The 25,676-nt window shown below is 64.6% G+C and carries 24 protein-coding genes and 3 pseudogenes; 13 read left to right on the top strand and 14 right to left on the bottom strand.

The genetic code is table 11. The features are described 5' to 3' along the window. Positions 1 to 17: 17 nt before the first annotated feature. Positions 18 to 1,463, bottom strand: coding sequence for a cardiolipin synthase (gene cls / locus BLT86_RS18875; protein WP_021487393.1), 1,446 nt, complete (start codon positions 1,461 to 1,463; stop codon positions 18 to 20). A gap of 285 nt (positions 1,464 to 1,748) precedes the next feature. Here cls and BLT86_RS18870 point away from each other — a divergent pair. Further along, positions 1,749 to 3,415: pseudogene (locus BLT86_RS18870) on the top strand (BCCT family transporter). Positions 3,416 to 3,671: 256 nt separating this feature from the next. Here BLT86_RS18870 and BLT86_RS18865 read toward each other — a convergent pair. Continuing rightward, entirely contained in the window at positions 3,672 to 5,060 is a 1,389-nt protein-coding gene (locus BLT86_RS18865) for an L-serine ammonia-lyase (RefSeq protein ID WP_003464812.1), read from the bottom strand. Positions 5,061 to 5,243: 183 nt separating this feature from the next. Between BLT86_RS18865 and BLT86_RS18860 the strand changes: the two genes are divergently transcribed. Beyond that, complete coding sequence (locus tag BLT86_RS18860; protein ID WP_092378918.1) at positions 5,244 to 6,146, top strand: LysR family transcriptional regulator; 903 nt, start codon at positions 5,244 to 5,246, stop codon at positions 6,144 to 6,146. A gap of 91 nt (positions 6,147 to 6,237) precedes the next feature. Here BLT86_RS18860 and BLT86_RS18855 read toward each other — a convergent pair whose 3' ends face one another. The 4 genes from BLT86_RS18855 to folE2 form a co-directional block, all read right to left on the bottom strand. Then, complete coding sequence (locus BLT86_RS18855; RefSeq protein ID WP_003464802.1) at positions 6,238 to 6,399, bottom strand: DUF2986 domain-containing protein; 162 nt, start codon at positions 6,397 to 6,399, stop codon at positions 6,238 to 6,240. Between the two features lie 58 nt (positions 6,400 to 6,457). Continuing rightward, positions 6,458 to 7,165, bottom strand: coding sequence for a 3'-5' exonuclease (locus BLT86_RS18850; RefSeq protein ID WP_092378915.1), 708 nt, complete (start codon positions 7,163 to 7,165; stop codon positions 6,458 to 6,460). After that, positions 7,162 to 9,081, bottom strand: a complete 1,920-nt coding sequence (locus BLT86_RS18845) for a DUF294 nucleotidyltransferase-like domain-containing protein (RefSeq protein WP_092378912.1) — start codon at positions 9,079 to 9,081, stop codon at positions 7,162 to 7,164. Before BLT86_RS18845 ends, BLT86_RS18850 begins: the two co-directional genes overlap by 4 nt. A 137-nt stretch (positions 9,082 to 9,218) precedes the next feature. Next, positions 9,219 to 10,109 carry a GTP cyclohydrolase FolE2 gene (folE2, locus tag BLT86_RS18840; RefSeq protein ID WP_092378909.1) on the bottom strand — a complete coding sequence of 297 codons (891 nt, stop codon included), beginning with the start codon at positions 10,107 to 10,109 and terminating at the stop codon, positions 9,219 to 9,221. Between the two features lie 71 nt (positions 10,110 to 10,180). Between folE2 and BLT86_RS18835 the strand changes: the two are divergent. The 4 genes and pseudogenes from BLT86_RS18835 to BLT86_RS18815 form a co-directional block, all read left to right on the top strand. Continuing rightward, positions 10,181 to 10,519 (top strand): annotated as a pseudogene (locus BLT86_RS18835) (RNA polymerase-binding protein DksA); the annotation flags it as partial. A 235-nt stretch (positions 10,520 to 10,754) separates the two neighbouring features. Beyond that, positions 10,755 to 10,868: pseudogene (locus BLT86_RS18825) on the top strand (TraR/DksA C4-type zinc finger protein); the annotation flags it as partial. A 14-nt stretch (positions 10,869 to 10,882) separates the two neighbouring features. Further along, positions 10,883 to 12,088, top strand: a complete 1,206-nt coding sequence (gene zigA, locus BLT86_RS18820; protein ID WP_092378904.1) for a zinc metallochaperone GTPase ZigA — start codon at positions 10,883 to 10,885, stop codon at positions 12,086 to 12,088. Beyond that, entirely contained in the window at positions 12,088 to 12,732 is a 645-nt protein-coding gene (locus BLT86_RS18815; protein WP_092378901.1) for a DUF1826 domain-containing protein, read from the top strand. Before zigA ends, BLT86_RS18815 begins: the two co-directional genes overlap by 1 nt. A gap of 260 nt (positions 12,733 to 12,992) precedes the next feature. Here BLT86_RS18815 and BLT86_RS18810 read toward each other — a convergent pair whose 3' ends face one another. Then, positions 12,993 to 13,343, bottom strand: a complete 351-nt coding sequence (locus BLT86_RS18810) for a hypothetical protein (RefSeq protein WP_017676203.1) — start codon at positions 13,341 to 13,343, stop codon at positions 12,993 to 12,995. Positions 13,344 to 13,438: 95 nt separating this feature from the next. On the opposite strand from BLT86_RS18810, the gene BLT86_RS18805 reads away from it, so the two are divergent. Continuing rightward, on the top strand, positions 13,439 to 14,416 hold the full coding sequence (locus BLT86_RS18805) for a CobW family GTP-binding protein (protein WP_092378898.1): 978 nt from the start codon (positions 13,439 to 13,441) through the stop codon (positions 14,414 to 14,416). Positions 14,417 to 14,453: 37 nt separating this feature from the next. Further along, complete coding sequence (locus BLT86_RS18800; RefSeq protein WP_092378895.1) at positions 14,454 to 15,332, top strand: alpha/beta fold hydrolase; 879 nt, start codon at positions 14,454 to 14,456, stop codon at positions 15,330 to 15,332. 12 nt (positions 15,333 to 15,344) lie between these two features. Here the strand turns inward: BLT86_RS18800 and BLT86_RS18795 are convergent, their stop codons facing one another. Then, positions 15,345 to 15,740, bottom strand: a complete 396-nt coding sequence (locus BLT86_RS18795; RefSeq protein WP_092378892.1) for a DUF3301 domain-containing protein — start codon at positions 15,738 to 15,740, stop codon at positions 15,345 to 15,347. 122 nt (positions 15,741 to 15,862) lie between these two features. Here BLT86_RS18795 and BLT86_RS18790 point away from each other — a divergent pair, with 122 nt between their 5' ends. Next, positions 15,863 to 16,396: a TFIIB-type zinc ribbon-containing protein gene (locus BLT86_RS18790; protein WP_092378890.1), complete on the top strand. Its 534-nt coding sequence runs from the start codon at positions 15,863 to 15,865 to the stop codon at positions 16,394 to 16,396. Positions 16,397 to 16,432: 36 nt separating this feature from the next. Here BLT86_RS18790 and BLT86_RS18785 read toward each other — a convergent pair whose 3' ends face one another. Then, positions 16,433 to 16,927: an acyl-CoA thioesterase gene (locus BLT86_RS18785; protein WP_092378887.1), complete on the bottom strand. Its 495-nt coding sequence runs from the start codon at positions 16,925 to 16,927 to the stop codon at positions 16,433 to 16,435. 92 nt (positions 16,928 to 17,019) lie between these two features. On the opposite strand from BLT86_RS18785, the gene BLT86_RS18780 reads away from it, so the two are divergent. Both BLT86_RS18780 and BLT86_RS18775 read left to right on the top strand, forming a co-directional pair. Beyond that, entirely contained in the window at positions 17,020 to 17,730 is a 711-nt protein-coding gene (locus tag BLT86_RS18780; protein WP_092378884.1) for a tetratricopeptide repeat protein, read from the top strand. Then, the gene (locus BLT86_RS18775) at positions 17,727 to 18,977 is read left to right on the top strand and encodes a hypothetical protein (protein ID WP_092378881.1); all 1,251 of its coding nucleotides are present in this window, start codon (positions 17,727 to 17,729) and stop codon (positions 18,975 to 18,977) included. Before BLT86_RS18780 ends, BLT86_RS18775 begins: the two co-directional genes overlap by 4 nt. Positions 18,978 to 19,021: 44 nt before the next feature. Here BLT86_RS18775 and BLT86_RS18770 read toward each other — a convergent pair whose 3' ends face one another. Together BLT86_RS18770 and BLT86_RS18765 are read right to left on the bottom strand one after the other, a co-directional pair. After that, positions 19,022 to 20,389 carry a glutamine synthetase family protein gene (locus BLT86_RS18770; RefSeq protein ID WP_092378876.1) on the bottom strand — a complete coding sequence of 456 codons (1,368 nt, stop codon included), beginning with the start codon at positions 20,387 to 20,389 and terminating at the stop codon, positions 19,022 to 19,024. Between the two features lie 91 nt (positions 20,390 to 20,480). Continuing rightward, positions 20,481 to 21,875 carry an aspartate aminotransferase family protein gene (locus BLT86_RS18765; RefSeq protein ID WP_092378873.1) on the bottom strand — a complete coding sequence of 465 codons (1,395 nt, stop codon included), beginning with the start codon at positions 21,873 to 21,875 and terminating at the stop codon, positions 20,481 to 20,483. A 247-nt stretch (positions 21,876 to 22,122) separates the two neighbouring features. Here BLT86_RS18765 and BLT86_RS18760 point away from each other — a divergent pair, with 247 nt between their 5' ends. Next, positions 22,123 to 22,776 carry a GntR family transcriptional regulator gene (locus tag BLT86_RS18760; protein ID WP_017676193.1) on the top strand — a complete coding sequence of 218 codons (654 nt, stop codon included), beginning with the start codon at positions 22,123 to 22,125 and terminating at the stop codon, positions 22,774 to 22,776. Between the two features lie 108 nt (positions 22,777 to 22,884). On the opposite strand, the gene BLT86_RS18755 is transcribed toward BLT86_RS18760, so the two are convergent. After that, a complete protein-coding gene (locus BLT86_RS18755) occupies positions 22,885 to 23,292 on the bottom strand; it encodes an SMI1/KNR4 family protein (RefSeq protein WP_017676192.1) in 408 nt (135 codons plus the stop codon). Between the two features lie 105 nt (positions 23,293 to 23,397). On the opposite strand from BLT86_RS18755, the gene BLT86_RS18750 reads away from it, so the two are divergent. Then, entirely contained in the window at positions 23,398 to 23,868 is a 471-nt protein-coding gene (locus BLT86_RS18750; protein WP_045733501.1) for a GNAT family N-acetyltransferase, read from the top strand. Between the two features lie 91 nt (positions 23,869 to 23,959). On the opposite strand, the gene BLT86_RS18745 is transcribed toward BLT86_RS18750, so the two are convergent. Further along, positions 23,960 to 24,814 (bottom strand): Tim44 domain-containing protein, encoded by an 855-nt coding sequence (locus tag BLT86_RS18745; RefSeq protein ID WP_017676190.1) that lies wholly within the window; start codon positions 24,812 to 24,814, stop codon positions 23,960 to 23,962. 176 nt (positions 24,815 to 24,990) lie between these two features. Beyond that, entirely contained in the window at positions 24,991 to 25,572 is a 582-nt protein-coding gene (locus tag BLT86_RS18740; RefSeq protein WP_017676189.1) for a TetR/AcrR family transcriptional regulator, read from the bottom strand. Positions 25,573 to 25,676: the final 104 nt, after the last annotated feature.

Genomic DNA, 25,676 nt, shown 5'->3' with positions numbered 1-25,676 from the left:
CTAACCATAGCCGCGGCTCAGAGAATCGGCGAGATCAGCCGCGCTACGCGCATGCCCAGTTGCTGCAGGCGGTGCAGGTTGCGCCGGTCGGCGTTGACCAGCTCGCGTGAGCGGCTGAAGTCTTCCTCCAGCATGTTCGCTACCTGGGCGTTGAAGCCCTCGTCGAAGGTCAGCAGGTTGACCTCGAAATTCAGGCGGAAGGAACGGTTGTCCAGGTTGGCGCTGCCCAGCATGCTGACATCGTGGTCGATCAGCAGCGCCTTCTGGTGCAGGAACCCCGGTTGGTAACGGAAGATGCGCACGCCGGCGCGCAGCGCCTCGAAGGCGTAGAGGCTGGAGGCGGCATAGACAATGCGGTGATCGGGGCGTGACGGCAGCAGCAGGCGCACGTCCACGCCGCGCATCACCGCCAGACGCAGCGCGGCGAACAGCGCCTCGTCGGGCACGAAATAGGGGCTGCTCAGCCACACCCGCTCGCGCGCTGCGTGAATCGCTTCGACGAACAGCAGCGAGCAGGTTTCCTGCGGGTCGGCCGGGCCGCTGGCGACCACCTGGCAGAGCAGGCCGGGGTCATCCTGCTTGCTCGGCATCAGTAGCGGCGGCAGCTTCTGGCAGGCCCAGTACCAGTCTTCGGCGAAGGCTTCCTGCAGGCTGGCCACCACGGGGCCGCGCACTTCGACGTGGGTGTCGCGCCAGGGCGCTAGCGGCGGCTTCTGCCCGAGGTATTCGATGCCGACGTTGAGCCCGCCGAGAAAGCCGATCTCGCCGTCGACCACGACGATCTTGCGGTGATTGCGGAAATTCAGCTGAAAGCGATTGAACAGCCCGGCGCGTGTGGGGAAGGCGTGTATCTGCACGCCGCCGCGGCGCAGGCGATCGATGAAGGCGGCGGATAGCGAATGGCTGCCGACGCCGTCATACAGCACATGCACCTGTACGCCCGCGGAGGCGCGCTCCAGCAGTACGTCTTGCAGGCGCCGGCCGAGGCGGTCATCACGGATGATGAAGAATTGCAGCAGGATCACCTGCTGGGCGCTGGCCAGGGCTGCGAAGATGGCGGCGAAGGTGGCTTCGCCGTCGATCAGCAGTTCGACGCGGTTGCCGATCAGGCCAGGCAGATGCGACAGGCGCGGCAGCGCGCGCAGGCGGTCGTAGGCCGGCGACAGGTGCGCCGCCTTGGCTTCCTCGACCCAGGGGCGCCAATCCTGTTCGGCCATGGCGTGGTGCATTTCCTTGTCGGCCTGGCGCCGCGCCTTGACGTAGGCATCGAAGCGGCTGCGGCCGAACACCAGGTACGGCAGCAGCGTCAGGTAGGGCATGAAGAACAGCGACAGGCCCCAGGCCAGCGCGCCCTGGGCGGTGCGCACGGTCAGCACGGCGTGGATCGCGGCCAGTACACCAAGGGCGTGGATGGTGGCGATCAGATACGCGAACAGATGGGGAATGCCGAAATCCGCAGGCATGCAGGGTCTTCCTTTGCACAGGCTGTGTGCAGCTGACCACGGGGGTTATGCAGCGTTCGCGAGCATCCTGCCATGGCTATCTGGCGAATGGCAGTGTCGGGCAAATTGCCACCTTTCGAGGAATTATTCAGGACTTTCATGTGTCTGTGAGTCTGAGTGAGCGGAATTCATGTGTTACCCTTTCCGGTTCGACCCGCTTGCAGGTCGTCTTTAATTCGAGGAGGGCATCCGTCCTGTTCACGTTCGGCTTAGCGAGCCCAAAACACATCAAGGAGTACGCCTCGTATGGGAAACGTCCCTTCGCATGACACGTCCCCGCCATCCGCAGCGGAAACCCACGAAGGCATCCCGGCACCGACCGGTGAAGCCAACCTGATCGACACCGATTACGTCATCGGTCAGGACAACATCAAAGGGCAGTTCGTCTTCGCCCTCGACATTCACGGCAAGGTCTTCACCATCTCCGCACTGGTCGCGGTGATCTTCGTGATCCTCGCCCTGGCCCTGCAGAATCAGATCGAACCGCTGTTCAGTGGTGTGCGCGACTGGCTCACTCACCACATGGCCTGGTTCTTCATCGGCGCCGCCAACATCTTCGTCCTGCTCTGCCTAGGGCTGATCGTCTCGCCGCTGGGCAAGGTGCGCCTCGGTGGCAAGGACGCGACCCCCGACTACACCTACATGGGCTGGTTCTCCATGCTCTTCGCCGCCGGTATGGGCATCGGTCTGATGTTCTACGGTGTGTCCGAACCCATGTCGCACTACAGCTCGGCGATGGGTGGGATCACCGTCGGTGAAGATGGCGTGCGCACCGACTGGGCTCCGCTTGGCGGTGCCGCCGGTAATGCCGAGGAAGCCGTGCGCCTGGGCATGGCCGCGACCATCTTCCATTGGGGCCTGCACCCCTGGGCGATCTACGCCATCGTCGCCCTTGCACTTGCGCTGTTCTCGTTCAACAAGGGCCTGCCGCTGTCGATCCGCTCGATCTTCTACCCGATCTTGGGTGAGCGCGTCTGGGCTGGCCGGGGCATATCGTCGACATTCTCGCGGTGTTCGCCACCCTGTTCGGTCTGGTCACTTCGCTGGGATTGGGCGCGGAGCAGGCGGCTGCGGGTGTGGAGTACCTGTTCGGCATCCCGGCCACGGACACCACCAAGGTACTGCTGATCGTCGCCATCACTCTGATCGCCCTGGCCTCGGTGGTCGCCGGCCTCGACAAGGGGGTCAAGCGCCTGTCGGAGATCAACATGGGCCTGGCCATGGCCCTGCTGCTGTTCATCATCATCGCCGGGCCGACCCTGGTGATCTTCACCGACTTCTTCAAGAACCTCGGCGCCTACCTGCAGTACCTGCCGGCGTTGTCCAACCCGGTCGGCCGTGAAGATGCCAACTTCAGCCAGGGCTGGACCGCCTTCTACTGGGCCTGGTGGATCAGCTGGTCGCCGTTTGTGGGCATGTTCATCGCCCGCGTCAGCCGTGGTCGCAGCGTGCGTGAGTTCCTCATCGCCGTGTTGCTGGTGCCGTCGCTGGTCTCGGTGCTGTGGATGACCGCCTTCGGTGGCACCGCCATCAACCAGCTGTTGGTCGATGGTTTCACCGGTGCGCAGGAAGCCGGCCTGGAGCTGAAGCTGTTCAGCATGCTCGGTGAAATGCCGCTGACCGGCATCACTTCGTTCATCGGCATCGTGCTGGTGGTGGTGTTCTTCATCACCTCGTCGGACTCGGGCTCCTTGGTGATCGACACCATCACCGCGGGCGGCAAGGTCAATGCACCGGTACCGCAGCGCGTGTTCTGGGCCAGCATCGAAGGCGTGATCGCCATCGCTCTGCTGCTCGGTGGCGGTCTGGTGGCGCTGCAGGCCATGGCCGTGTCGACGGGCCTGCCGTTCACCATCGTGCTGCTGGTGGGCTGTATTTCCATCGTCAAAGGCCTGATGAGCGAGCCGCGTTAGGGATGTTCTGAAAAAGCTATTTATCGTCACTCCCGCGCAGGCGGGAGCCCAGATGATTCGTAGGTTCTGGATGCCCGCCTGCGCGGGCATGACGGCTTTTTCAGTGTTTACGCAGCTCGTTCCCCTCTCCTATTGATTGATGGGGAGGGGCTGGGCGAGAGGGCGCTTTCAATGCCGCATCATCGCCAACGGCCACAAACAAAAACGCCGCGGATCTGTCAGGGTCCGCGGCGTTTTTGTATCTAGTGGTGGTGCATCAGCACTCGATGATGTTCACCGCCAGGCCGCCACGGGCGGTTTCCTTGTATTTGGTCAGCATGTCCGCGCCGGTCTCGCGCATGGTCTTGATCACCTTGTCCAGGCTCACGTAGTGCGAGCCGTCGCCGTACAGCGCCATGCGCGCGGCGTTGATGGCTTTGACCGAAGCGATGGCGTTGCGCTCGATACAGGGGATCTGCACCAGGCCGCCGACCGGGTCGCAGGTCAGGCCCAGGTGGTGCTCCATGCCGATTTCCGCCGCGTTCTCGACCTGCTCCGGAGTGCCGCCCAGAACAGCACACAACGCACCGGCCGCCATCGAACAGGCCACGCCGACTTCACCCTGGCAGCCGACTTCGGCGCCGCTGATCGAGGCGTTTTCCTTGTAGAGGATGCCGATGGCGCCGGCGGTCAGCAGAAAGTCGATGATGCCGCGCTCGCTGGCGCCGGAAATGGCGTTGGCGTAGTAATGCAGCACCGCCGGGATGATGCCGGCGGCGCCGTTGGTCGGCGCGGTGACCACGCGGCCACCGGCGGCGTTCTCCTCGTTCACCGCCAGGGCCCAGAGGTTGACCCAGTCGAGCATGCGCAGCGGGTCTTCCAGGTAGCTGCGCTGGAAGCCGCCCAGCTTGCGCGCCAGGATCGCCGCGCGGCGACGTACCTTGAAGCCGCCCGGCAGAATGCCCTCGGTGCGGCAGCCACGGTCGACGCAGGCCTGCATCACCTTCCAGATTTCCAGCAGGCCGGCGTCGGTTTCTTCGTCGCTGCGCCAGTGACGTTCATTGCGGCGCATCACCTCGGCAATGCCGATGCCGTTCTCGCGCGCCAGGCGCAGCAGGTCGGCGCCGCTGCTGAACGGCAGCGGCAGGCTGGTGGCATCCGGGGCGATGACCTTGTGCTTGGAACCGTCGGCGAGGATCGCCTCGCTGACCACGAAGCCGCCGCCCACCGAGTAGTAGGTGGCCTCGTGCACCTGAATGCCGGCGGCGTCGAAGGCGGCGAAACGCAGGCCGTTGGCATGCAGCGGCAGAGCCTTGCGGAACATCTTCAGGTCGGCCTTCTCGTCGAAGGCGACGGCGTGCTTGCCGGCCAGGACGATGCGCTTGTCGCGGCGGATGGCCTCGATGTAGCCGGGCACCTGATCCACGTCGACGGTGTCCGGCTCGTAGCCGCTGAGGCCGAGCAGCACCGCCTTGTCACTGCCGTGGCCCTTGCCGGTGGCGCCCAGCGAGCCATACAGCTCGGCGGCGACACGGGTCACCTGCGGCATGTGGCCGTGGTTTTCCAGGGCGTGGGTGAACAGCGCGGCCGCGCGCATCGGGCCGACGGTGTGGGAGCTGGAGGGGCCGATACCGACTTTGAACAGGTCGAAAACGCTGATAGCCATGGCGAGATTCTTCTTCTGTGGGCACGGCTGAAAACCGGGTTTTCAGCGATGCCTGTATGTGGGTGAACCACGCGCCCGGTTCAGCGCGTGTGGATATCTCTATCTAAGGCCGGCGATATCATTATGTATACTGATTTATTTTTAACCTATTCGTTAGCGACCCTTAACTATTGAGATCGCGCCATGGACATCACCCGTCTGCGCACCCTGCGTGAACTGGCCCGCTGCCGCACCATGGCGGCCGCCGCCGAGTCGCTGCACCTGACGCCTTCGGCGGTTTCGCAGCAAGTGTCCCAGCTCGAACGCGAGGTGGACATGGCGCTAATCGAACGGCGCGGGCGCGGCGTGGTGCTGACCCCGGCCGGCGAGCGCCTGGTGGCACATGCCGAACGCATTCTCATGGTGCTCGACGAAGCGCGCTCGGAGCTGGCGCTGCTGCGCGGCGAAATCGCCGGTGAATTGCGCGTGGCAGCCTTCCCCTCGATTGCCGTGGCGGTAATCGCGGAAACCGTGCGCGCGCTGCGTAGCGCCTACCCGCGGCTGAACGTGGTGGTGCTGGAGCTGGAGCCGCAGGAAAGCCTCAGCGCCCTCGGCGCCTGGCAGATCGACGTGGCGGTGATCGACGACCTGGCCGTGCAGCCCGACGAGAACCGCGAGAACTACGCGCTGATTCCCCTGACCCAGGACCAGTTGCACGTGTTGCTGCCCATCGACCATGCCCTGGCCAGACGCGACAGCCTGACCATCGCCGAGCTACGCGACGAAGCCTGGGCGCTGGACTCCACCGGCAGTTCGTTCGGCGAATTCATCACCAACCTGTGCCGCCGCTCGGGCTACGCGCCGCGCATCAACGCCCACTGCGCCGGCTTCGAGATGGTCGCGGCCATGGTCGCCTCGGGCAACTCCATCTCCATCGTCTCCGGCCTGCGCCTGGTGCGAACGCTACCCGGCGTCACCGCCGTGCCGCTGCTGCCGGCGATCCAACGCGGTGTGTTCCTCGCTTACCGCAAGGGCGAGCGTGATCACCCGGCGGTAAACGTGTTTCTTGATGAGGCGGTTTATACGGCGGACAAGGTGCTGGGTTAGCCCGTTCGTGTGGGAGAGGCTTTAGCCTCGATGCTCTTGGCTTTTCGATGGGGCCGACGCACATCGTGGGCATCATCCGTTTATCCGATTTTTACTCAGCGGGCGTGACAAGCTCTTGAGCAGCTTCAGCCTCCAACTTCGCCCTGTCAGCTTTGCTGATGTACTTGGGTTTATTGCTTTTAGGCGCGAGCTTGGCATTGGCCTTCTTGGCGTGGGCTTCGAGCAGTTGTTTGATCTTTTTGCGGCGATTCATGGGCGTGTCTGCGCTATCTTGATTCGAGAGTGCCCACGCATTGCGTGGGGGCTGGAGTTTAGCTCCAGAGTGCGCTGATCGGCGTAGGCGCCGGGTAATGCCTCGCCACCTGGGCCTGCAGCAGTTCGCCACAGGCCAGCGCGTCGGTCAGCGCATGGTGCGCCGAGTACAGCGGCAGGCCGTAGCGCAGGCGGCTGTCGGCCAGGCGGATGGAGGTGGGCTCACGACCGCGCAGGCGATCCCACCAGCTTACGGTGCGTTTGGGATGCAGACGGGCTTCCAGTTCCATGGTGTCGATGATGGGGAAGATCAGCCCTTCGCCCAGGTGCTGGCGCACGGCCTGGTCGAGGAAGCTGCGCTCGATATTACGGTAGTGCGCCACCACCACCTTGCCGGCCAGGGCTTCGAGCAGTTCGTCGAGCACACTGGCCAGGCGTGGGGCGTGGCGGATGTCGCTGTGGGTGATGTGGTGGAAGGTGACCGATTCGGCGTTCAACTCGCCGGTGGGCTTGACCACCCAATAGCGCGCCTCGCTGCAGCGTATGCGTTGCAGGCTCAGCGGTACCAGACCAAGGCTGACGATGGCGTGCTCACGCGGGTCGAGGCCGGTGGTTTCCACGTCCAGTGCCACCAGCGGGACATCCTGCAGCGGCGTATCGGCCGCGACGCAGCCGGCGCCGTAGTAGGCGCGCAGGCGCGGGTCGCGGCTGCTGTCGGCGAGGTTGGCGAACAGTTGCGGCCAGTCCTGGGCCGCGCGCTCACTCATCGCGGACGGCTCGCCGGTTGCGCCGGGTAGCGAAAACGCAGGAATTTCTGCGCGTTGCTGATCACCTGGAAGGCTTCCTTGAGGTGCTGGCGTTCGCTGGCGCTGAATTGTTCCGGCTCGATGTAGTTGCTCGGCGCGTTGCCGGCTTCGACTTCACGGGCCTGGTGACGCACGCGCACCAGGCTGAGGAACTCGAAGGCGTAACGCAGGTGCTCCAGCGCCTCCTTGGGCAGCAGCTTGGTGGCAGCGATGGCGTCGAGGCGATCCAGCGAGTTCTGCGCCTTGGAGCCACAGGCCAGGGCGTGCACGCGGATCAGGTCGGTGAGCGGGGCGGTGCCGCGGCCCTTGAGATTGATGATGTTGCGGTGGCGGCCGTCGGTTTCCATCACGAAGGTGCGGAAGAAGCCCAGCGGCGGCGTGCGGTTGAGCGCGTTACGCGCCAGCGCGGCGAGGAAGGCAGGGCTGGCGCTGGCTTTCTGTGCCAGCAGGTCCTTGAGGTTTTCCACCAGCTCGGTTTCGCCGTAGAGGCCGTCGAGGTCGAAGAAGATGCTGGCGTTGAGTAGGGTTTCCGGGTTGGGCCGCTCGATCCACTCGCTGAAGTACTGCCGCCATACCTTCAGCGGCTGCCGCCACTTGGGGTTGGTGGCCATGATGCCGCCCTTGCAGTAGCTGTAGCCGCAGGCGGCCAGGCCGTCGCTGACGAACTGCGCCAGTTCGGCGAAGTAGGCGTCGTGTTCGTCGGGGTCGAAGCTATCGTCGAGCACCAGGGCGTTGTCCTGGTCGGTGAGCAGCAGTTGCTCGTCGCGGGCCATGGAGCCGGCGACCATGAAGCAGTAGGGCACCGGCGGCGGGCCGAGCTTCTGTTCGGCCAACTCCAGCAGGCGCTGGCTGAAGGCGCGGCCGATGCCGCTCATGGCGCTGCCGACCATGTGTGCGCTGGCATCGTCGGCGACCATGCGCACGAAGGTGGCGCGCAGGTCCGGCAGCAGGCTCTTGAGCCCCTCCACCGAGGTCTTGTTGAAGATGCCGTTGACCAGATACAGGCTGCTGCGCGACTCGTAGCGGATGATGTCGGCCAGCGCCACCACGCCCACTGGGCGCCGGCGATGCAGCACCGGCAGGTGGTGGATGTTGTTGCGCAGCATGCACAGCATGGCCTCGAACACCGAGTCGTCGGCCTGCAGGGTGATGGGGTTGGGCGTCATGATCTGGCTGACCGGGGTATCGCTGGCCAGCCCGGCGGCGACCACGCGGGTGCGCAGGTCGCGGTCGGTGAGGATGCCGGCCATGACCTGGCTCTGCTGGTCGGCCACGTCCACCTGGCTCGGGTCGGGCCAGCGCGTGCCGGGGTCGACGACGATCACCGAGGACACGCTGTGTTCGGTCATCACCTGCGCCACCTGCTGGATCGGCGTATCCAGGGGCACGCTGATCGCACTGCGCGAGATCAGCTTGCGCACCTTGATCTTCATCAGCTCGCTGGCCTTGCCGTGGCTGTCTTCCAGGGCGGATTTCAGACGCGACTGGCCTTCGGCCTCGACGAAGTCGGCGAAGCTGTCGAACTGCTCGCAGAGCTGATGGAACAGCGCGCCGGGGATGAAGTAGATAAGGCTGTCTTCGATCGCGGTGGCACCCAGCCGTACCTTGTTGCCGCGCAGCAGGCCGGCCTGACCGAAGATGTCGCCCTCGGTGAGGCGGTTGTGCAGTTCGCCGCCACGCCGGTGGATTTCCACCGCGCCGCTGCGCACGTAATGCAGCTCGTGGATCGGCGCACCGACGGCGAGGATTTCGCTACCGGCCTTGAAGTAGCCCACCTGCACCTGGCGGGCGATCTCGTCGAGAGTTTGTTCCGGCAGGTTGTCGAAGGGGGCGTAGCGATTCAGGTGGTCGCGGATCTCGATCAGTTCGATCTGCATGCGGTGTCCTTTACAGCGTGAGCGTCTATCTAAGCACAGACGCCACAGGCTTTGCCCGGTTCCAGGCCGCTCAAGCAGCCGCTCCGGGAATGGCCGTTACCCGTTCAGGATAGCCACAGCGCCCACCGCATGCCTGTTCAACACCAATTCCAGCTGCTTTCGGCCACCGCGTCGTGGGCGTGCAGGCTTTCCGCGTGCACCACCCGCACGCGGAATGCGCTGGCTAGCGGCAACTGACGCAGGGCGCGGTGCAAACGGCGTGCGGCGTCCTCGCAGAACATCAGGTTCTGCCCGTTGGCGAGGGCGAAGGCCTGTTCGTCGGCGCGCTTCACTGCCGTCTGCACCGGTGTGCCGAGGGCCTGTTCGGCGCTGTCGATCAGTGCCAGCACGGGCAGGTCGATGCAGCCTGGCGCCAGGCGCAGTTGCAGGGTCGCCGTGCTGCGCTGGCTGTGCGGTGTGGCGAGGATGCCCTGGGTCGAGCCGAGCCAGTCGAGCACGCTCGAGTAATCCACCTGCTGGTCGGGAAAGTCCCAGGCGAAGCGTTGCTGGATCAGCTGCCGTGCCAGTGCGGCAGAGCAAGGGCAGGTGGACGAGTAGCTGACCTCGACCTGCAGCTCGATGTTCACGCCCCGGCCATTCTGCCGGGCGCGCAGTTCGAAGGGGTAGGTCTTCCAGCCGTGCAGCGGGCTGACCAGCGCCGGACGCTTGAGCGGCACTTCGCCGCGCAGAGTCAGGGTGGCGCTGTCGGACAGCTCCTGATGACTGCTCAGGCAGTCGTCCAGCACCTGCAACACCGCCGGCACGTTCAATGGCTGATGCACCAGGCGCTGCGCCGCCAGGTACAGGCGCGACATGTGGATGCCGCGCGCGCCGGCATCGTCGAGGCTCACGCCGATATCGACGCTGGCAGTCACGACGGCGTCCGCCAGACGAATGGGCAGGGCGATGCCGGCCATGCCGACCCAGTCCAGCGGCAGGTCATGGTGGGTGGCTTGGGCGGCTATGTCCGGCAGGGGCTGTTCGTTCATTGCAAATCCGTGGGTAGCTGTCAGAAATAAATGTTATGTTATAACAATTAAAACAAGCTAGCCGATTTGCCATGACCCTGACCGTGACTACCGAAGCCGAGCTGCTGGCTCAGCCAGCCGATGACTACATGAACGACGCCCAGCAGCAGTTCTTCCGCGAGCTGCTGCTGACTCAGCGTGCCGAGTTGCAGGCGCGTATCGAGGAGGAATTCACCGAGCTGCGCCAACCCGAGATCAGCAGCGATGTCGCCGACATCGGTGCCGCCGAGGAGCAACGCCAGTGGCAGCTGCGCCTGCTGGAGCGGGAAAAGAAGCTGCTGGACAAGATCGACCAGGCGCTCGAACGCCTGGCGCGTGGCGAATACGGCTGGTGCCCAGGGTCTGCCCCCCGTTTCGGCGCGAGCCGCGTTGCTGCGCCAAATGGCGCCAGGCAAGGCGCGGGACGCAGGGAATGGTGGTCCCTTGCCAAGTCCCGCAACGCCGCATGGCGCCATTTGCCGCGCAACCCGAAGGGCCGGGCCAGTTTTTGCGCGGTGCGTTGTTGCTCGACGGCTCATTTGGAGCACCAAACTTCGCGTCTCGCGCCTAGCCCCGCGCAAAAACTGGCGCCGGCGCGACCACGACGAAACGGGGGGCAGACCCTCAATCGGCGAACCCATCGGCCTCAAGCGCCTGCTGCTGCGCCCGACCGCGACCCTGTGCATCGAAGCCAAGGAGCGTCAGGAGCAGCGCGAAAAACATCAGCGTGACCGTGACTGAACGAGGAACACCCCATGAATCCGCGTCTACCCGTTACCGTGCTGTCCGGCTTTCTCGGCGCCGGCAAGAGCACCCTGCTCAACCATGTGCTGAAGAACCGCGAAGGCCGCAAGGTCGCGGTGATCGTCAACGACATGAGCGAGATCAACATTGACGGTGCCACCGTCCAGCAGGACGTCAGCCTCAACCGCGCCGAAGAGAAGCTGGTGGAGATGAGCAACGGCTGCATCTGCTGCACCCTGCGTGAAGACCTGCTGGAAGAGGTCGCCCGCCTGGCCAGCGACGGGCGCTTCGACTACCTGCTGATCGAGTCCACTGGGATCAGCGAGCCGCTGCCGGTGGCCGAAACCTTCACCTTCCGCGACGAGCAGGGCCGCAGCCTGTCCGACCTGGCGCGGCTCGACACCATGGTCACGGTGGTCGACGGGGTGAACTTCCTGCGCGATTTCCATGAGGCCGACAGTTTGGCCAGCCGTGGCGAAACCCTGGGCGAGGAGGACGAACGCTCGATCACCGACCTGCTGATCGAGCAGGTGGAGTTCGCTGATGTCATCCTCATCAGCAAGATCGACCTGATCAGCCAGGCCGAGCGCGAGGAGCTGATGGCCATCCTGCGCGGGCTCAACACCCACGCCGACATCCAGGCCATGAGCATGGGGCAGATCGCCCTGGACAAGATCCTCGACACCGGCCGCTTCGACTTCGACCGCGCCTCGCAGGCGCCGGGCTGGCTCAAGGAACTGCGCGGTGAGCACGTGCCGGAAACCGAGGAATACGGCATCGCCTCCAGCGCTTACCGCGCGCGCCGGCCGTTCCATCCGCAGCGCTTCTTCGACTTCCTCTCTCAGGAATGGCGCAATGGCCGCCTGCTGCGCTCCAAGGGCTTTTTCTGGCTGGCCAGCAAATATCAGGAGGCTGGCAGCTGGTCGCAGGCCGGCGGGCTGATGCGCCATGGTCTGGCCGGGCGCTGGTGGCGCTTCGTGCCCAAGCAGCACTGGCCGCAGGACGAGGAAGGCCTGCAGACGATCATGAAGCACTGGAGCGCCGAGGTTGGCGACTGCCGTCAGGAGCTGGTGTTCATTGGCCAGAACATCGACTTCGCGCGGCTGACCGCCGAGCTGGACGCCTGCCTGCTCAGCGACGAGGAAATGGCCGGTGGCCCGGAAGCCTGGCGCCTGCTCGCTGACCCCTTCGGGGCCTGGCAGCAGGAGGCCGCCTGATGTTCGCCCTGCAGTTGCCGAAAGTGTCCCGGCAGGTGCTGGACGGGGATATTCAGGTGCTCAGCGAGGTGCTGCATGACGGCGTCAATCTGGCCGTCTGGCAGCGCCGCCTGCCGGCGCAGATCGCCGACTTCGCCGACGGGCTACTGGCGCAAGGTGAACCGCTGGCGCAGTCCATGACCCTGGAGCTGCCGCGCGCGGACAGCGAGCCGAACCTCGATGGCCTGGTGGCGCAGTACGCCGATCTGCCGGGCCAGGCGGCCTTTCTCGCCGACGTGGCCTGGCTGGTGCGGGCCTACGCCTGTCTGCTCGATGCCGAGCGCATCGGCCTGCGCCTGCGTGCGCTGGACAAGGCCATGTGCCCGCGTTTTCACGTCGACCATGTGCCGCTGCGGCTGATCACCAGCTATGCCGGTGTCGGCAGCGACTGGCTGGAGGAGGGCGTGATGCCGCGCAGCAAGCTCGGTCAGCCGGATGAAGAGCCGCAGGACGAGGCGTTGATCCAGCGTCTCGACGCCGGCCATGTAGCGCTGGCCAAGGGCGAGAAGTGGCAGGGTAACGAGGGGCGTGGGTTGATTCACCGTTCGCCGCGACCGCCTGCCGGGCAGCGACGCTTGCTGTTAACCTTGGACTGGTTGGCCTGAGTCGAGCGAAGCCGCGTTGCGTAGGGTGCGCTGTGCGCACCGTGAATACCGAGGCGTTTGCTGGTGCGCACAGCGCACCCTACGGATAGCGGGGAACCACTAAAAAATAGGCCGGAGCGGCTGCCCCGGCCTTAAGCACCAAGAGATCATGTCGACGCGTGACTCGACATGAGGGTTACGTGAGGTACCCGCAGCCATTAGGCGCTCTTTGGATGACGCTTTGATGTCAGCAGTGGCCTGTTTTCTCGCTGGGCGAGCGTTCAGGGTTTGATCCATGTGCCCTGATACTGGCTGGTGCAGGCCGGCTCCAGGTACAACGCGTCGCTGGCCACGCCGTAGTAGTGGATGTCCTGCAGGTACATACCACTACCGGCGCGCGCGTTCTGGCAGACGCCGTGGGCACCCTTGGGGCACTGCTCGACGAATTCCACCTCGACCGTCTGGCCTTGCAACTGCGGCTGGCAGAAGCCCTCACGAAACAGCGTGGCGGGGATGTTGCGGTTCTCCTGGCAGACCTTCACATCCAGACGCTCGGCCTGACTATGCACCACGCAGGCTTCGGCCAGGGCCAGGCCCGGCAGCAGGGAAAACAGCAACAGCCATGCACGCATCGTTTCGACTCCCGAAAAACTGCCGGCGAATCTAACATGCCGTTTCTTTGCAGTCTGTGCTGGCACTTGTCTGGCGAACCACCGAACATACCTTCATGCTCAGTCAAATCCCTACCCACCTCATTGCCGGCCCGCTCGGTGCCGGCAAGACCACGTTGATCCGTCACCTGCTGGCGCAGAAAGCGGCGGGCGAGCGCTGGGCGGTGCTGATCAACGAATTCGGCCAGATAGGCCTGGACGCCGCCTTGCTCGAGCAGGGCGACGACGGCATTGCCATGGCCGAAGTGGCAGGTGGTTGCCTGTGCTGCATCAATGGCGCGCCGTTTCAGGTTGGCCTCGGGCGCCTGCTGCGCAAGGCCAGGCCCGACCGTCTGTTGATCGAGCCGTCCGGCTTGGGGCATCCGGCGCAGTTGCTGGCGCAATTGCGTCAGCCGCCCTGGCTCGGTGTGTTGGCCGTGCAACCGGCACTGATGGTGCTGGATGCTGCCGCGCTGGCTAGCGGTCAGCCGCTGCCGGACGTGCAGCGTCAGGCGCTGGATGAGACCGGCTTGCTGCTGTTGAACAAGAGCGAAGGCTTGGACGCCGAGGCGCGAGCGCGGATTGCTACCGATCTGCCATCCATGCCGCTGCACTGGACCGCGCAGGGTCGGCTCGACCTGGCCCTGTTGCCGGTACTGGCGGCGCAGGCCTCGCCCATCGAGGTGAGCGCCGAGTTACCCGCAGCTGCACCTGGCCTGGCGCAGATCTGGCGCAATGCCGCCGAGCCGATCTGCCTGGTGCAGGATCAGGTCGAGGGCTGGAGCATTGGCTGGCGCTGGCACCCCAGTCAACGTTTCGATCTCGCGCAGGTGAGCCAGTGGTTGCAGCATATGGATTGGCGCAGGGCCAAGGCCGTGCTGCATGGCGGCGAAGGCTGGCACTCGCTAAATGCCTTGCAGGGGCAAGGGCTACAGGCCTGGACCCCGAGCGAATGGCGCAAGGACTCGCGCCTGGAATTGATCTTCGATCAGGCGCAGGACGCCGAAACGCTAAGCGCCTCGTTCGCTGCGTGCCGAATCCCAGCGGTGGGCTGATAAACTCGCCGCGCTCTCGTCGCTGTGGATAACCTTCATGCAACTGCTGCCCTGGTCTCACGACACCTCTGCCGGCTTCACCCTGCGCGGCTGGCACACGCCGCCGTCGGGCAAGCCGTTGCTGCATTTCCTGCACGGCAATGGCTATTGCGGGCGCGTCTATACGCCGATGCTGGCCGCGTTGGCCGAGGACTTCGACCTCTGGCTGTGCGACGTGCAGGGCCACGGCGATAGCGACCATGGCGGTCGCTTCCATGGCTGGAACCGCAGCGCCGAGCTGGCGGTGGAGGCCTTCGAGACCTTGCGTGAACCATTCGGCGCGGTGCCGCGCTTCGCCCTGGGGCATAGTTTCGGCGGTGTGCTCACCAGTTTGATCCTGGCGCGTCATCCCGAGCTGTTCCGTCGCGCCGTACTGCTCGATCCGGTGTTGTTCAGCCCGGCGATGATCGGGGTGATGGCGTTGTCCGACGTAGTCGGCCTGGCGCAGCGCACCGGTTTGGCGAAGAAGGCGCAGAAGCGTCGCCGGCAATGGCCGGATCGTGCCAGCGCGCATGCCGCACTGCATGGCCGTGGCATGTTCCGTGGTTGGGACGAGGCAGCGTTCGACGCCTATATCGAGCATGCACTGAAGGATGTCGAGGGCGGTGTCGAGCTCAAGTGCCGGCCAAGCCGTGAGGCGGATATCTTCGGCTCCTTCCCGCGGCGCTTGTGGCCGTCGCTGGCCAAGGTGACGACGCCGACCGAGGTGATTCACGGTGTGCACACCTATCCCTTCGTTGCCAAGTCCGTGGCGCGCTGGTGCGCGAGCAACCCCCATGTGCGCAGTCAGGTGGTGCCGGGTGGGCACTGTTTCATGCAGGAGCAACCGGCAGACAGCGCCGAGCGCGTGGCCGCTTTCCTGCTGCAGCGCGGTTGAATCGGGCAGGCGCTATTGCGCCTTGCGCCGCCAGTCTTCCAGGCGGATGACATTGCCTGGCTGCTGCACCGCAACCGGTTCGGGCTGCGGCTCCAATATCGGGTGGGGCTGCAGTTCGATGCGGCCGAGGTGCGGGCCGAACATGCTGATATGCCCGCGCAGTCGTTGCTCGCCGGTGACGGTGAACTCGAAGTCATAGAGTCGCGCCAGGCGACGATGGCCTCTGGCATCACGCTGGATAGCCAGACGACGCAATGCCACGGCGCCATCGAGCAACTCCACGTCGAGCTTGGCGCAGTGCTGCTTGGCGAAGGCCAGCGCACGCTCACGAATACCGTGGCCGCGCCATAGCCAGGCGCAGGCAGCGGCGAACAGCATCAGCAGGAAGACATCGAACAGGTTGATCATGGCGACTCCAGCTTCGGGAGACAGAGCTTAGCTTATCTGCCACGTGCTTCTCAGCACAGTGGCTTGCCCATGCGTCGGCTCTGCATTAGCGTTCGCTCTCTTCAGATGAAAAGGACGTCACCATGCATTGCCCCGCCTGTCGTACCACCCGTCTGCAACCGGCAAAACTCGAAGATGGCCTGCTCGGCCATGGCTGCGCACAGTGCCAAGGCACGCTGGTCAGCCTGCTGCATTACCGTGACTGGGCCGAGCGTCAGCCAGCACAAGAGACATCAACCGAGCTGGCCGCCGAGGCCGAAGTGGGCGAAACCAGCCATGCCCTGAGCTGCCCCAAGTGCGCCAAGCTGATGAGCAAGTTTCAGATCAGCGGCACCCGCGCCAATCGTCTCGACCTGTGCGGCACGTGCGATGAAGCCTGGCTGGACAGCGGCGAATGGCAACTGCTCAAGGCCCTGGAGCTGAGCCAGCGCATGCCGGCGATCTTTACCGATGCCTGGCAGCGCCAGGTACGGCAGGAGGCCAGCGAACAGGCCCGGCGCGAGCGCTTTAGCCGCATCGCCGGCGAAGAAGCCATCGCTCGCGCCGACGAGATTCGTACTTGGCTCAAGGATCACCCGCAGCGCCGCGAGCTGTTGTTCTATATCGGTCACGATTGAGGCGCGAGGCGCCATCGGCGGCGGGTTGCACCCGTCCTACGCTTCGGCGTTCTTCTCTTCGCTCAACGCCTGGTAGCGCTGTTGCAACTCCTCGCGAATCTGCCGGCGCTGCTTGGCTTGGCGCTGTCGGCGCAGGCCGTCGGCGGTGTCCGGCTGCAGTTCCGGGATCGGCGCCGGGCGGCCATTGGCATCGACAGCGACCATGGTGAAGAAGCAGCTGTTGGTGTGGCGCACCGAGCGCTCGCGGATGTTCTCGGTGATCACCTTGATGCCGATTTCCATCGAAGTACGCCCGGTGTGGTTGACCGAGGCAAGGAAGGTGACCAGTTCGCCGACGTGCACCGGTTCACGGAACATCACCTGATCCACCGATAGGGTCACCACGTAGCAGCCGGCGTAGCGGCTGGCACAGGCGTAGGCGACTTCGTCGAGGTACTTGAGCAGCGTGCCACCGTGGACATTTCCGGAGAAATTGGCCATATCCGGTGTCATCAGTACGGTCATCGTCAGTTGCGCGGTTCCGGCTTCCATCGTCGCTCCGAGTACGTGTGGGGCTTATGAGAGTAAGGCCTGCTGGCTCTGGGGATGCAAGATACACACTCACTACTGCAAGGATGCCATCCATGCTGATTCGCTCGGAATTATTGCTCCTGCCGCTGCTGCTGGGGCTCGCGGGTGCCGTGCAGGCGACCGAAGAATGCGCCACAGCGGTGCAGTGCAACCAGGTCGGCAGCGCCGCCTATCAGGACGGCCGCTTCGAGCAGGCCATCGAAGCTTTCGAACGTCAGTTACGACGCGTCGAGGAGGGTGACACGGCACAGTTGGAGCTGGCGCTGAACAATCTCATCCTCGCCAATCTGCGCGCTGGCGATGCGGGCATGGCGCGTGCCTGGCTGGGCGTGGCGCTGGACAACAATCTCAGCGGCTCCTCGACCCGCCTGCACCTGCGCAAGGTGGCCGAGACACTTAATTATCCAGCGCTGAGCGCCAGCCCCGTCGGCCGCTACCTGCGCTACGGCGGCCAGGCGGTGTGGAGCGAGCTGCTGATCAGCGAGGACGGCAATGGCGGCTATCACGCCAGTTTCTCGCCCGTGCGTGCCGGTGCGCGGGTCGAGGAATATGGTCCAGCCGCCATCGGCGAGCTGGATGGCAAGCTGGTCGGCGACGGCGTGCAGATGCGCCTGGAGGATGCCAGCCTGGACAGCGGCTGTGCGGTGCAACTGCTGCGTGAGGGCATCGAGCTGCGCGTGCAGGAAGTGTTCGCCGAGGGTTGTCAGGACTATGGCGGCATGGGTATCAGTGTCGGTGGTCGTTACATCAAAGTGAGTCGATGATGCGCAGAGGGATCGTCGCGCTGCTCTTGGGCCTGCCAGTGCTGCTGGTCGCTGTCGGCTATGCCTGGATGCGGGATGAACCGCTGAGTGCCGACGCTCAAACCTGGCTGGAACAGGCTCAGGTCGATGAGGGGCAGAGTCGGGCCTATGTGTTTCTCAATGGACTGGATGCTGACCTTGAGCAGTCGCCAGAGGCACTGGGTGTCGAGCGGCTAAAGGCCTATCGTGCCTGGCGCAGCAGCCACGGCCCGATGGATGAGGGCTTTGCAGAGCCGGTGGTTGCCACGTTGGCTTTACCGCAGGGACCATTGTTCTGTGCGATAGAGAAAGATGGCTGTCTGACCACGCTGCTGAGTGGGGTGTCTGGCTGGGTCGAGACGGATGAGCAGCGTCTTCTGCGCGATCGCTACTGGCAGTTTCTCCAGCTCGATGACTACCGCAATCTTCTGGAGGCCAGCATCATTGCCCCGTTGCCGCCGCACCGTTACCTCGTGAGTGGCCAGCAGCTGCTGACTCTGCAACTGCTCAAGGCGGCTCAGGAGGGGGAAGGTGAGCAGGTTCGGGCGCGTCTCGATGAGGAGCTGCACCTGCTGCGAGGGCAACTGCGCCGCGCTGATACGCTGATCGCGAAGATGATTCTGGCGCGTATGGTCGAGCGCAACATGCGCTGGCAGGCCGTGCTCTATCGTGAGGGGTTGATGCCGGCGCCGAGCAGTGTGCCTGCCTTCGATGACGCTGAGCGCAGCCTACTGATGCCGCTGCAGCATGAGTTTCAGGGGATGGCGTTACTTTTCGAGGCGCTGCCCAAGGCGGAGAACAGCTTGGGCGAGTGGCTGATGCTGCGGTGGGGCCTGCGCCCACAGATGAGCACCAATGCCAGCTTGACGTTCTATCAGCCGATAGCCGAGCTGTCGCGGCGCCCGCCTGAATTGTTTGTCGGGGAGCTGCGGCAGTTGCCCGCAGCCCAATGGCAACGCAACTGGCGCAACCCAATGGGTAACGTGTTGCTTGAAATTGGGGCGCCTGACTATCGTCGTTATGCGGTAAGACTACAGGACCTTGAAGCTTATCGTCGCCTGCTGCAGGGGCTGTCCCAACTGCCTCAAGGTACGCCAAGTACCGAGCAGCTGCGCGCCTTCGATAACCCCTACTATCCGGGGCAGCCAGCACAGCTCGATGAGCAGGGCCGGCTGTGTTTTGCCGGTCCCATGCTGGAGGATGACGGCGCGCGCTGCCTGCTGCTGTGAGCTGAGCGTAGGGTGGATGACGCTTTTTCATCCACCTGTCCGACTCAGGCGTGACTCAGGTACCAGCGCCAATCCTGCTCACCCACTTCCCCCATGAATTGGCGGTACTCGGCCCATTTGATCGCCAGGAACACCTTGAGGAAGTCCTCGCCCAGCGCCTCGCGCGCCCAGTTCGAGCTTTGCAGATTGCGCAGGGCGGTGAGCCAGTCGGTGGGCAGGGTTTCGCGGGCCTGCTCGTAGCCGTTGCCAACAATGGCCGCGCCCGGGTCGATCTGCTCGCGGATGCCCTTGTGGATGCCGGCGAGGATCGCCGCCGCGGCCAGGTAGGGGTTGGCGTCGGCGCCGCAGATGCGGTGCTCGACGTGGCGGCTGTTGGCCGGCCCGCCCGGCACGCGGAAGGATACGGTGCGGTTGTTCACCCCCCAGCTCTTGGCCAGCGGCGCGTAGCTGTTGGCCTGGAAGCGGCGGAAGGAGTTGGCATTGGGGCAGAAGATCGCCAGGGCATCGTTGAGCGTGGCCATCATGCCGCCAATGGCATGGCGCAGCAGCGGCGTGCCGTACGGGTCTTCCGAGGCCATCAGGTTGTTGCCTTCGGCATCGGCCAGTGACACGTGCATATGCATGCCGCTGCCGGCCAGGTCGCCGAACGGCTTGGCCATGAAGCAGGCCTGCAGCCCGTGCTTGTTCGCCACGCCCTTGACCAGGCGCTTGTAGCGCACGCCTTCGTCCACCGCCTGCAGCGCATCGAAGCGGTGTTCCAGGGTCAGCTCGAGCTGGCCGGGGGCGTACTCGGAGATCGCCGTACGCACGGGCAAACCCTGTACTTCGCAGGCGGCGTAGAGGTCGTCGAGGAACGGCTGCATCTGCTCCAGCTCATACACGCCGTAGACCTGCGGCGCCTGCGGGCGCACACCGTTCATCTGCACGGCGGGCTGCGGGCGACCATTGGCGTCGCGCTGCTTGTCCAGCAGGTAGAACTCCAGCTCCACCGCCATTACCGGGTGATAGCCGTCGGCCTTGAGCGCGTCGATGGTGCGCGCCAGCACATGGCGTGGGTCGCCCGGCGTGGCCGGCAGGCCTTGAGTCGGATGCATGCTCACCTGCAGCTGGCCGGTGGGCACCGTGCGCCAGGGTTGCAGGGTCAGGCTGCCGGGTAGCGGGTAGGTCCAGCAGTCGGCGTCGGCCACTTCCCAGACCAGGCCGCTTTCCTCGACGTCCTCGCCCTGGATGGTCAGTGACAGGATCGAGCTGGGCAGCGGTCGGCCGTTCTCGTAGATGGCCAGCAGTTCGTCGCGGTGCAGCAGCTTGCCGCGCGGGATGCCGTTGGCGTCGATCAACATCAGCTCGATGCTGCGTACGTCGGGGTGGCGTTCGAGGAAGTCGCGGGCTTCCTGGGGATTGGCGAATTGCATGGCGGTTCTCGCAAAGGGTCGTGGGGCGCAGTTCATCCTGTGGGAGGGGCTTCAGCCGCGATTGTCGCCGCTGAAGCCCCTCCCACGGGTATCACTCACGGGCGCCGGGAATGGCCAGTAGCTCGGTGAGGGCCGTATCGAGCATGGCGATCAATTTGTCCACATCGGCCTCGGTGGTGCTTGGGCAGCACAGGGTCATGTTGTGGAACGGGGTGATCAGGATGCCGCGGTTGATCAGGTACAGGTGCAGGGCCATCTGCAGCTCGTCATGGAACGCCGCTTCGGCCTCGGCGCCGGTGCGCGGCGGGGTGGCGCAGAACTGGAATTCGCAGCGTGCGCCCAGCTCGGTCACCGACCAGTTCAGGTCGTGCTTGCCAATCAACTGGCGCAAGCCCTCGGCCAGGCGCGCCGCCAGCGGCAGCATGTGGTCATAGGCGGCCTGGGTCATCACCTGTTCCAGGTTGGCACGCATGCAGTGCATGGCCAGGGCGTTGGCCGACAGGGTGGTGCCCATGCCGCTGTGGCCGTGACCGTGGCTTTCTTCACTGGCGCGCTGACGCGCCTTAGTCATGGCGTCGGCCATCGCTGCGCTGCAACCGAAGATGCCGCAGGGCACGCCACCGGCGATGGGTTTACCGACCACGAAGAAGTCCGGGTCGAGGCCCCACAGCCGCGTGCAGCCGCCGATGTCGGTGGAGATGGTGTGGGTTTCGTCGATGATCAGCAGGCTGCCGTACTTGCGCGTCAGCTCGCGGCACTTCTGCATGAAGCCCGGATCGGGTAGGACCATGCCGATGTTGGTCATCGCCGGCTCGCAGAGCAGGGCGCAGACGTCGCCCTGAGCCAATGCGGCTTCCAGCGCTGCGACGTCGTTGAAGGGAATGGCGCGGCTGTGCTCGGTCAGGTCATAGGCCTGGCCGACCAAGCCGGAGCGGTGCACGGTCTGGCCATCGCGTTCGCGCACCATCACGTCGTCGACGGTGCCGTGGTAGCAGCCGTCGAACACCAGCAGGGTCTTGCGCTGAGTAATGGCACGCGCCCAGCGCAGCACGTAGCGGTTGGAATCGGTGGCGGTGGCGGTCACCTGCCAGTAGGGCAGGCCGAAGCGCTGGGCCAGCAGCTCGCCGCAAACCACAGCGTCCTCGCCCGGCAGCATGGTGGTCAGGCCATTGTTCGCTTGCTCGGCGAGGGCGCGCGCGACCGGGTCGGGCGAGTGGCCGAACATGGTGCCGGTGTCGCCCAGGCAGAAGTCGATGTGCTCGTGACCGTCCACATCGAAGAAACGTGCGCCCTTGGCACGTTCGACGAACAGTGGCACCGGCGTCGACCAATCGGCCATCCAGTGCATCGGTACGCCGCCGTACAGCGAGTGGCGGGCGCGTTCGGCCAGGGCCACGGACTTCGGATTGCGGGACAGGAACAGTTCGCGCTCGGCAGCGACGAAACGATCAACGGCGATTGGGCTGATACCACTGGCGGTGGTCATGGGTCTTACCTCGATTGGACGCTACAGGCATGATATTTTGTGATCACAAAATAGTAAATGGTCTTATAGAGCTCAGGATTTTTGCCATTAAAGATGTATTTGTGATCACGAAATATTTCATGTTCAGCCATTTTTCACACAAAATCAGTTCCTGACGTAGACTCGCCACATTTCTCACTGGAGCCTTTCATGCGTGACTGTAGCCTGACCCTTGCTCAACTGCCGGCGCCACCGAGGGAGGTAGCGCATGGCTGACAATCTGCAGGAACAGCTGTATCAGAACATCCGCTCGGGCCTGCTGGCAGGGCGCTTTCAACCTGGGGAGCGGTTGAAGATCCGTGACCTCGCGGCACAATGGGGCACCAGCCCGATGCCGGTTCGCGCGGCCCTGCAGCGGCTGGTGGCCGAGGGCGTGCTGGAGGGTGAGCAGCAGCGCTCCGTGCGGGTCCCGTCGATGACCCGCGAACGTTACGAGAACATCTTTCAGGTGCGCCTGGCGCTGGAAGGCCTGGCAGTGGAGTTGGCCACGCCAAGCCTGAGCCGCGACGACCTGGCCCTGCTGCGGGACTGCGTGCAACGCATGGATGTGGCCATCGAGACGCGCCAGGTGCAGGACTACCTCAACGCCAACAGCCAGTTTCACCTGCACCTGTACGGCGCCTGCGGCAACCCGGTGCTGATGCGTTCGATCGAGTCGCTATGGCTGCAGATCGGCCCCTTCTTCAACCGGCTTTTTACCGGCGCCGACCTGTCGCTACGGCTCAACGACTTTCATGAAGACGCCTTCGCCGCCATCGAGGCCGGCGACGCCAAGGGCGCACGTCAGGCCATGGAGCAGGATCTGCTGTATTTCGCGCGGTTTTTGCTCAACCTGCTGGCGTTGGAGCAGGGCGAGGTGTGAGCCGGGTTTGGCTGATGTGTTGTGCCGGTCGCGGCTGAAGTCCCTCCCACGGGGTCACGTGCGGCTGCCAACTGTGGGAGGCGCTTCAGCGGCGACAAGGCTTTGTCGTCAGCTCTCCAGCCAGACGTCGCGGCACCAGTGCCAGACCGAGTCCCAGCTTTCGTCGGTCAGCTCGCCTTCGTCGCCATCCCATAGCCAGACCTGCCCTTCCACATCCACGGCGTAGTAGTCGCGGCCGTCCTGGCACAGCGGCACCAGATCGCGTGGCAGGCCGAGGCTCCAGGCTTCGGCGGCGACTTCGGGCAGGTAGGTGTGCGATTGCGGATCACTGGCGGTCACTGGCTCCAGGCGGCCGTAGACCACATCACTGACCTTGAGCAGGTATTCGCGCAGCTCGAAGGGCAAGTGAATGAGGATCTGCTCCTGAATTTCCACCAGGGTCTCTTCTTCCGGCAGCTCCAGCGGTACCGGTACCGGCTCGTTGAGTTCGCGCAGCTGTTCGATGACTTCTTCCACGGCGTCGGCTCCTCATCAGGGGGGATCGGCTTTATACAGTAGCTGGCCGGCAGAATGAAAACATGTCGACGTCACGGCATACTGGCGCTTTTGCGGAGCCCTTTGATGTCACCTCTTGCCTGGTACTGCCTGCACCACAGCGAACTCGATACCGCCACCCTCTATGAGCTGCTGGCGCTGCGCACCCAGGTGTTCGTGGTCGAGCAGAACTGTCCCTATCTGGAAACCGATGGTCAGGACCTGGTCGGTGACACCTGCCACCTGCTGGCGCGTGACGAGTCGGGGCTGGTGGGCTATCTGCGCCTGCTCGATCCGCAGCGTATGGAAGGCGAGGTGGTGATCGGTCGGGTGGTGATCGCCGAGCGGGCGCGCGGCACCGGGCTGGGTCACCGGCTGATGGAGCAGGCGCTGCTCGAGTGTCACCAGCGTTGGCCGGGCGTGCCGGTGTATCTGTCGGCGCAGGCGCATCTGCAGGGTTACTACGGGCGTTACGGTTTCGCGGCGGTGAGCGAGGTGTACCTGGAGGATGACATCCCGCATATCGGCATGCGCCGGGCGGCTACCGATCCATCGTGATGGGCTGTAGGAGCGGCTTCAGCCGCGATAACCGGCAAATGCCGAAATAAAAAAACCCGGGCAAGCCCGGGTTTTCAGTGCGCCGTAGCGATCAGTTCTGGCGAATGCCGGCGATCAGCCAGGGCTGGTTGTCGCCCTGGGCGCGCTCCAGGCGCCAGCTTTCGCTGAACGGCTCGCCCTGGTCGAAGCGCGAAGTCTTCGACACACCGCTGAAGGTCAGGGTGGCGATGGTCTTCTCGGCGTTATCGTCGACACCATCGAGTTGCACGTCGAGGTTATCGACGTAAGTGGACTGGAAGCCGTCACCCAGTTCGGCGCGCTCGCGCTTGAGGAACTCCAGCAGTTGCGGGGTGACGAACTCGGAGATCTTGTCCATCTCGTCGGCGTCCCAGTGCTGCTGCAGGTTCATGAAGTGCTCGCGACCGGCGGCGATGAAGCTCTGCTCGTTGAACCAGGCCGGGGCGTTGATCACCGGAGCGGCCGAGGCCAGGCGACCACCGAAGATATTGCTGCCAGCGGCCGGCGCGTTGTCGGCGTTCGGCATTTCACGCTGGTACGGCGCACCGGCAGCAGCCATTTGTGGCTGTTGGCGGGCGCGACGAGCGGCGAGGAAACGGAACAGCAGGAAGGCGATCAGGCCGAAGATCAGCATGTCCATGATCTGCAGGCCTTCGAAACCATCACCCATGAACATCGAGGCCAGCAGGCCACCGGCGGCCAGACCGGCCAGCGGGCCGAGCCAGCGCGAAGCGCCGCTGGCGGCAGCGGCAGGCTGTTGACGACCGGGTGCCTGGGCAGCCGACTGCGCCGGCGGCGTGGCCTGGCGGGTCTGGTGGCTGGGCGCGGAGCCGAAGGATTTGCCACCGCCAAAACGTTTGGCGTGGGCTTCGAAGCTGAAGGTCAGTGCCAGGCACAGCACCATGGCGATACTGAGGAAACGCTGCATCACGGTTTTCTCTCTTGTGGAAAAGCTTGGTAGGCATCTTGCCCGTCATGGGTGGGCATGACCAGTGACAGAATGTTTCCGGCTTTTGCCTGTAGGGCGAGCACCCTGCGATTTGTCCGCGTAGCCCGGATGCAATCCGGGAAGGCCCGCAACCATGGCCCCGGATTTCATCCGTGCTACGGGCGTTGCAGCAGTAGAGGCAGCGGACCGCAGCGTAGTTGGCCACGCAGAAAGGCGCGGAAGGTTGCTGCGTCTTCTTCGGGATGGCGCAGCCAGTGCACGAAGCTGCGCAGGTAGGCGCCGGTGAGCAGGGTTTCCTCGGCGATGCGGCGCAGGTGCAGGCTTTGCCGGCCAGCGGCTTCGCGCCACCACTGCACGGTGCGGCTGATGCGCATCAGGCCGAGCACCTGCAGGTGGATATGCCCGGGTTCGAGCTTGTACAGCAGCATCTGTCCGGTGACGGCCCGGTGGGTAGCGAGGCTGTCGAGCCAGGCCAGCAGGCAGCTTTCCAGACGTTGTTCGGCGTTCAGACCTTGCAAATCGGGATTTCTGGCGTGGCCGAGCATGGCCAGGTCGGCGCGGTCGAACCAGGCCTCCACCAGATCGTCTTTGTCGCGGTAGTGACGGGCGATATCGTCCAGGCCGATGTCGAGCGCGGCGGCGACGTCGAACAGGTGCAGGCGCTCCCAGCCGCAGACGTCGGCCAGTTGCAGGGCGTTATCAAGAATGTGGGCGGGGTCGGTCGGCTTGTTTTTCATCCGTGAAGTATGGCCGCCAGGGCATGAGGCGCAGCCTGGAACGACAAACGGAGCCCGATAGGTCAGATGTGGCCGCGCCGAACGGGTAGGAGCGGCGCCCCGCC

It is taken from the genome of Pseudomonas sihuiensis, assembly GCF_900106015.1.
GTDB classification, from domain to species: domain Bacteria; phylum Pseudomonadota; class Gammaproteobacteria; order Pseudomonadales; family Pseudomonadaceae; genus Aquipseudomonas; species Aquipseudomonas sihuiensis.
This window is presented reverse-complemented; position numbering and strand designations above follow the sequence as displayed.

Coding starts and splice junctions, on each gene's coding strand:
- BLT86_RS18770 (WP_092378876.1), bottom strand. CDS start 20,389: ATGCAATTCGCCAATCCCCAGGAAGCCCGCGACTTCCTCGAACGCCAC.
- folE2 (WP_092378909.1), bottom strand. CDS start 10,109: ATGAACGAACAGCCCCTGCCGGACATAGCCGCCCAAGCCACCCACCAT.
- BLT86_RS18745 (WP_017676190.1), bottom strand. CDS start 24,814: ATGCAGCGTTTCCTCAGTATCGCCATGGTGCTGTGCCTGGCACTGACC.
- BLT86_RS18785 (WP_092378887.1), bottom strand. CDS start 16,927: ATGGAAGCCGGAACCGCGCAACTGACGATGACCGTACTGATGACACCG.
- BLT86_RS18860 (WP_092378918.1), top strand. CDS start 5,244: ATGGACATCACCCGTCTGCGCACCCTGCGTGAACTGGCCCGCTGCCGC.
- BLT86_RS18775 (WP_092378881.1), top strand. CDS start 17,727: ATGATGCGCAGAGGGATCGTCGCGCTGCTCTTGGGCCTGCCAGTGCTG.
- BLT86_RS18760 (WP_017676193.1), top strand. CDS start 22,123: ATGGCTGACAATCTGCAGGAACAGCTGTATCAGAACATCCGCTCGGGC.
- BLT86_RS18850 (WP_092378915.1), bottom strand. CDS start 7,165: ATGAGTGAGCGCGCGGCCCAGGACTGGCCGCAACTGTTCGCCAACCTC.
- BLT86_RS18805 (WP_092378898.1), top strand. CDS start 13,439: ATGCTCAGTCAAATCCCTACCCACCTCATTGCCGGCCCGCTCGGTGCC.
- BLT86_RS18865 (WP_003464812.1), bottom strand. CDS start 5,060: ATGGCTATCAGCGTTTTCGACCTGTTCAAAGTCGGTATCGGCCCCTCC.
- zigA (WP_092378904.1), top strand. CDS start 10,883: ATGAATCCGCGTCTACCCGTTACCGTGCTGTCCGGCTTTCTCGGCGCC.
- BLT86_RS18765 (WP_092378873.1), bottom strand. CDS start 21,875: ATGACCACCGCCAGTGGTATCAGCCCAATCGCCGTTGATCGTTTCGTC.
- BLT86_RS18780 (WP_092378884.1), top strand. CDS start 17,020: ATGCTGATTCGCTCGGAATTATTGCTCCTGCCGCTGCTGCTGGGGCTC.
- BLT86_RS18800 (WP_092378895.1), top strand. CDS start 14,454: ATGCAACTGCTGCCCTGGTCTCACGACACCTCTGCCGGCTTCACCCTG.
- BLT86_RS18845 (WP_092378912.1), bottom strand. CDS start 9,081: ATGCAGATCGAACTGATCGAGATCCGCGACCACCTGAATCGCTACGCC.
- BLT86_RS18750 (WP_045733501.1), top strand. CDS start 23,398: ATGTCACCTCTTGCCTGGTACTGCCTGCACCACAGCGAACTCGATACC.
- BLT86_RS18855 (WP_003464802.1), bottom strand. CDS start 6,399: ATGAATCGCCGCAAAAAGATCAAACAACTGCTCGAAGCCCACGCCAAG.
- BLT86_RS18795 (WP_092378892.1), bottom strand. CDS start 15,740: ATGATCAACCTGTTCGATGTCTTCCTGCTGATGCTGTTCGCCGCTGCC.
- BLT86_RS18740 (WP_017676189.1), bottom strand. CDS start 25,572: ATGAAAAACAAGCCGACCGACCCCGCCCACATTCTTGATAACGCCCTG.
- BLT86_RS18810 (WP_017676203.1), bottom strand. CDS start 13,343: ATGCGTGCATGGCTGTTGCTGTTTTCCCTGCTGCCGGGCCTGGCCCTG.
- BLT86_RS18815 (WP_092378901.1), top strand. CDS start 12,088: ATGTTCGCCCTGCAGTTGCCGAAAGTGTCCCGGCAGGTGCTGGACGGG.
- cls (WP_021487393.1), bottom strand. CDS start 1,463: ATGCCTGCGGATTTCGGCATTCCCCATCTGTTCGCGTATCTGATCGCC.
- BLT86_RS18790 (WP_092378890.1), top strand. CDS start 15,863: ATGCATTGCCCCGCCTGTCGTACCACCCGTCTGCAACCGGCAAAACTC.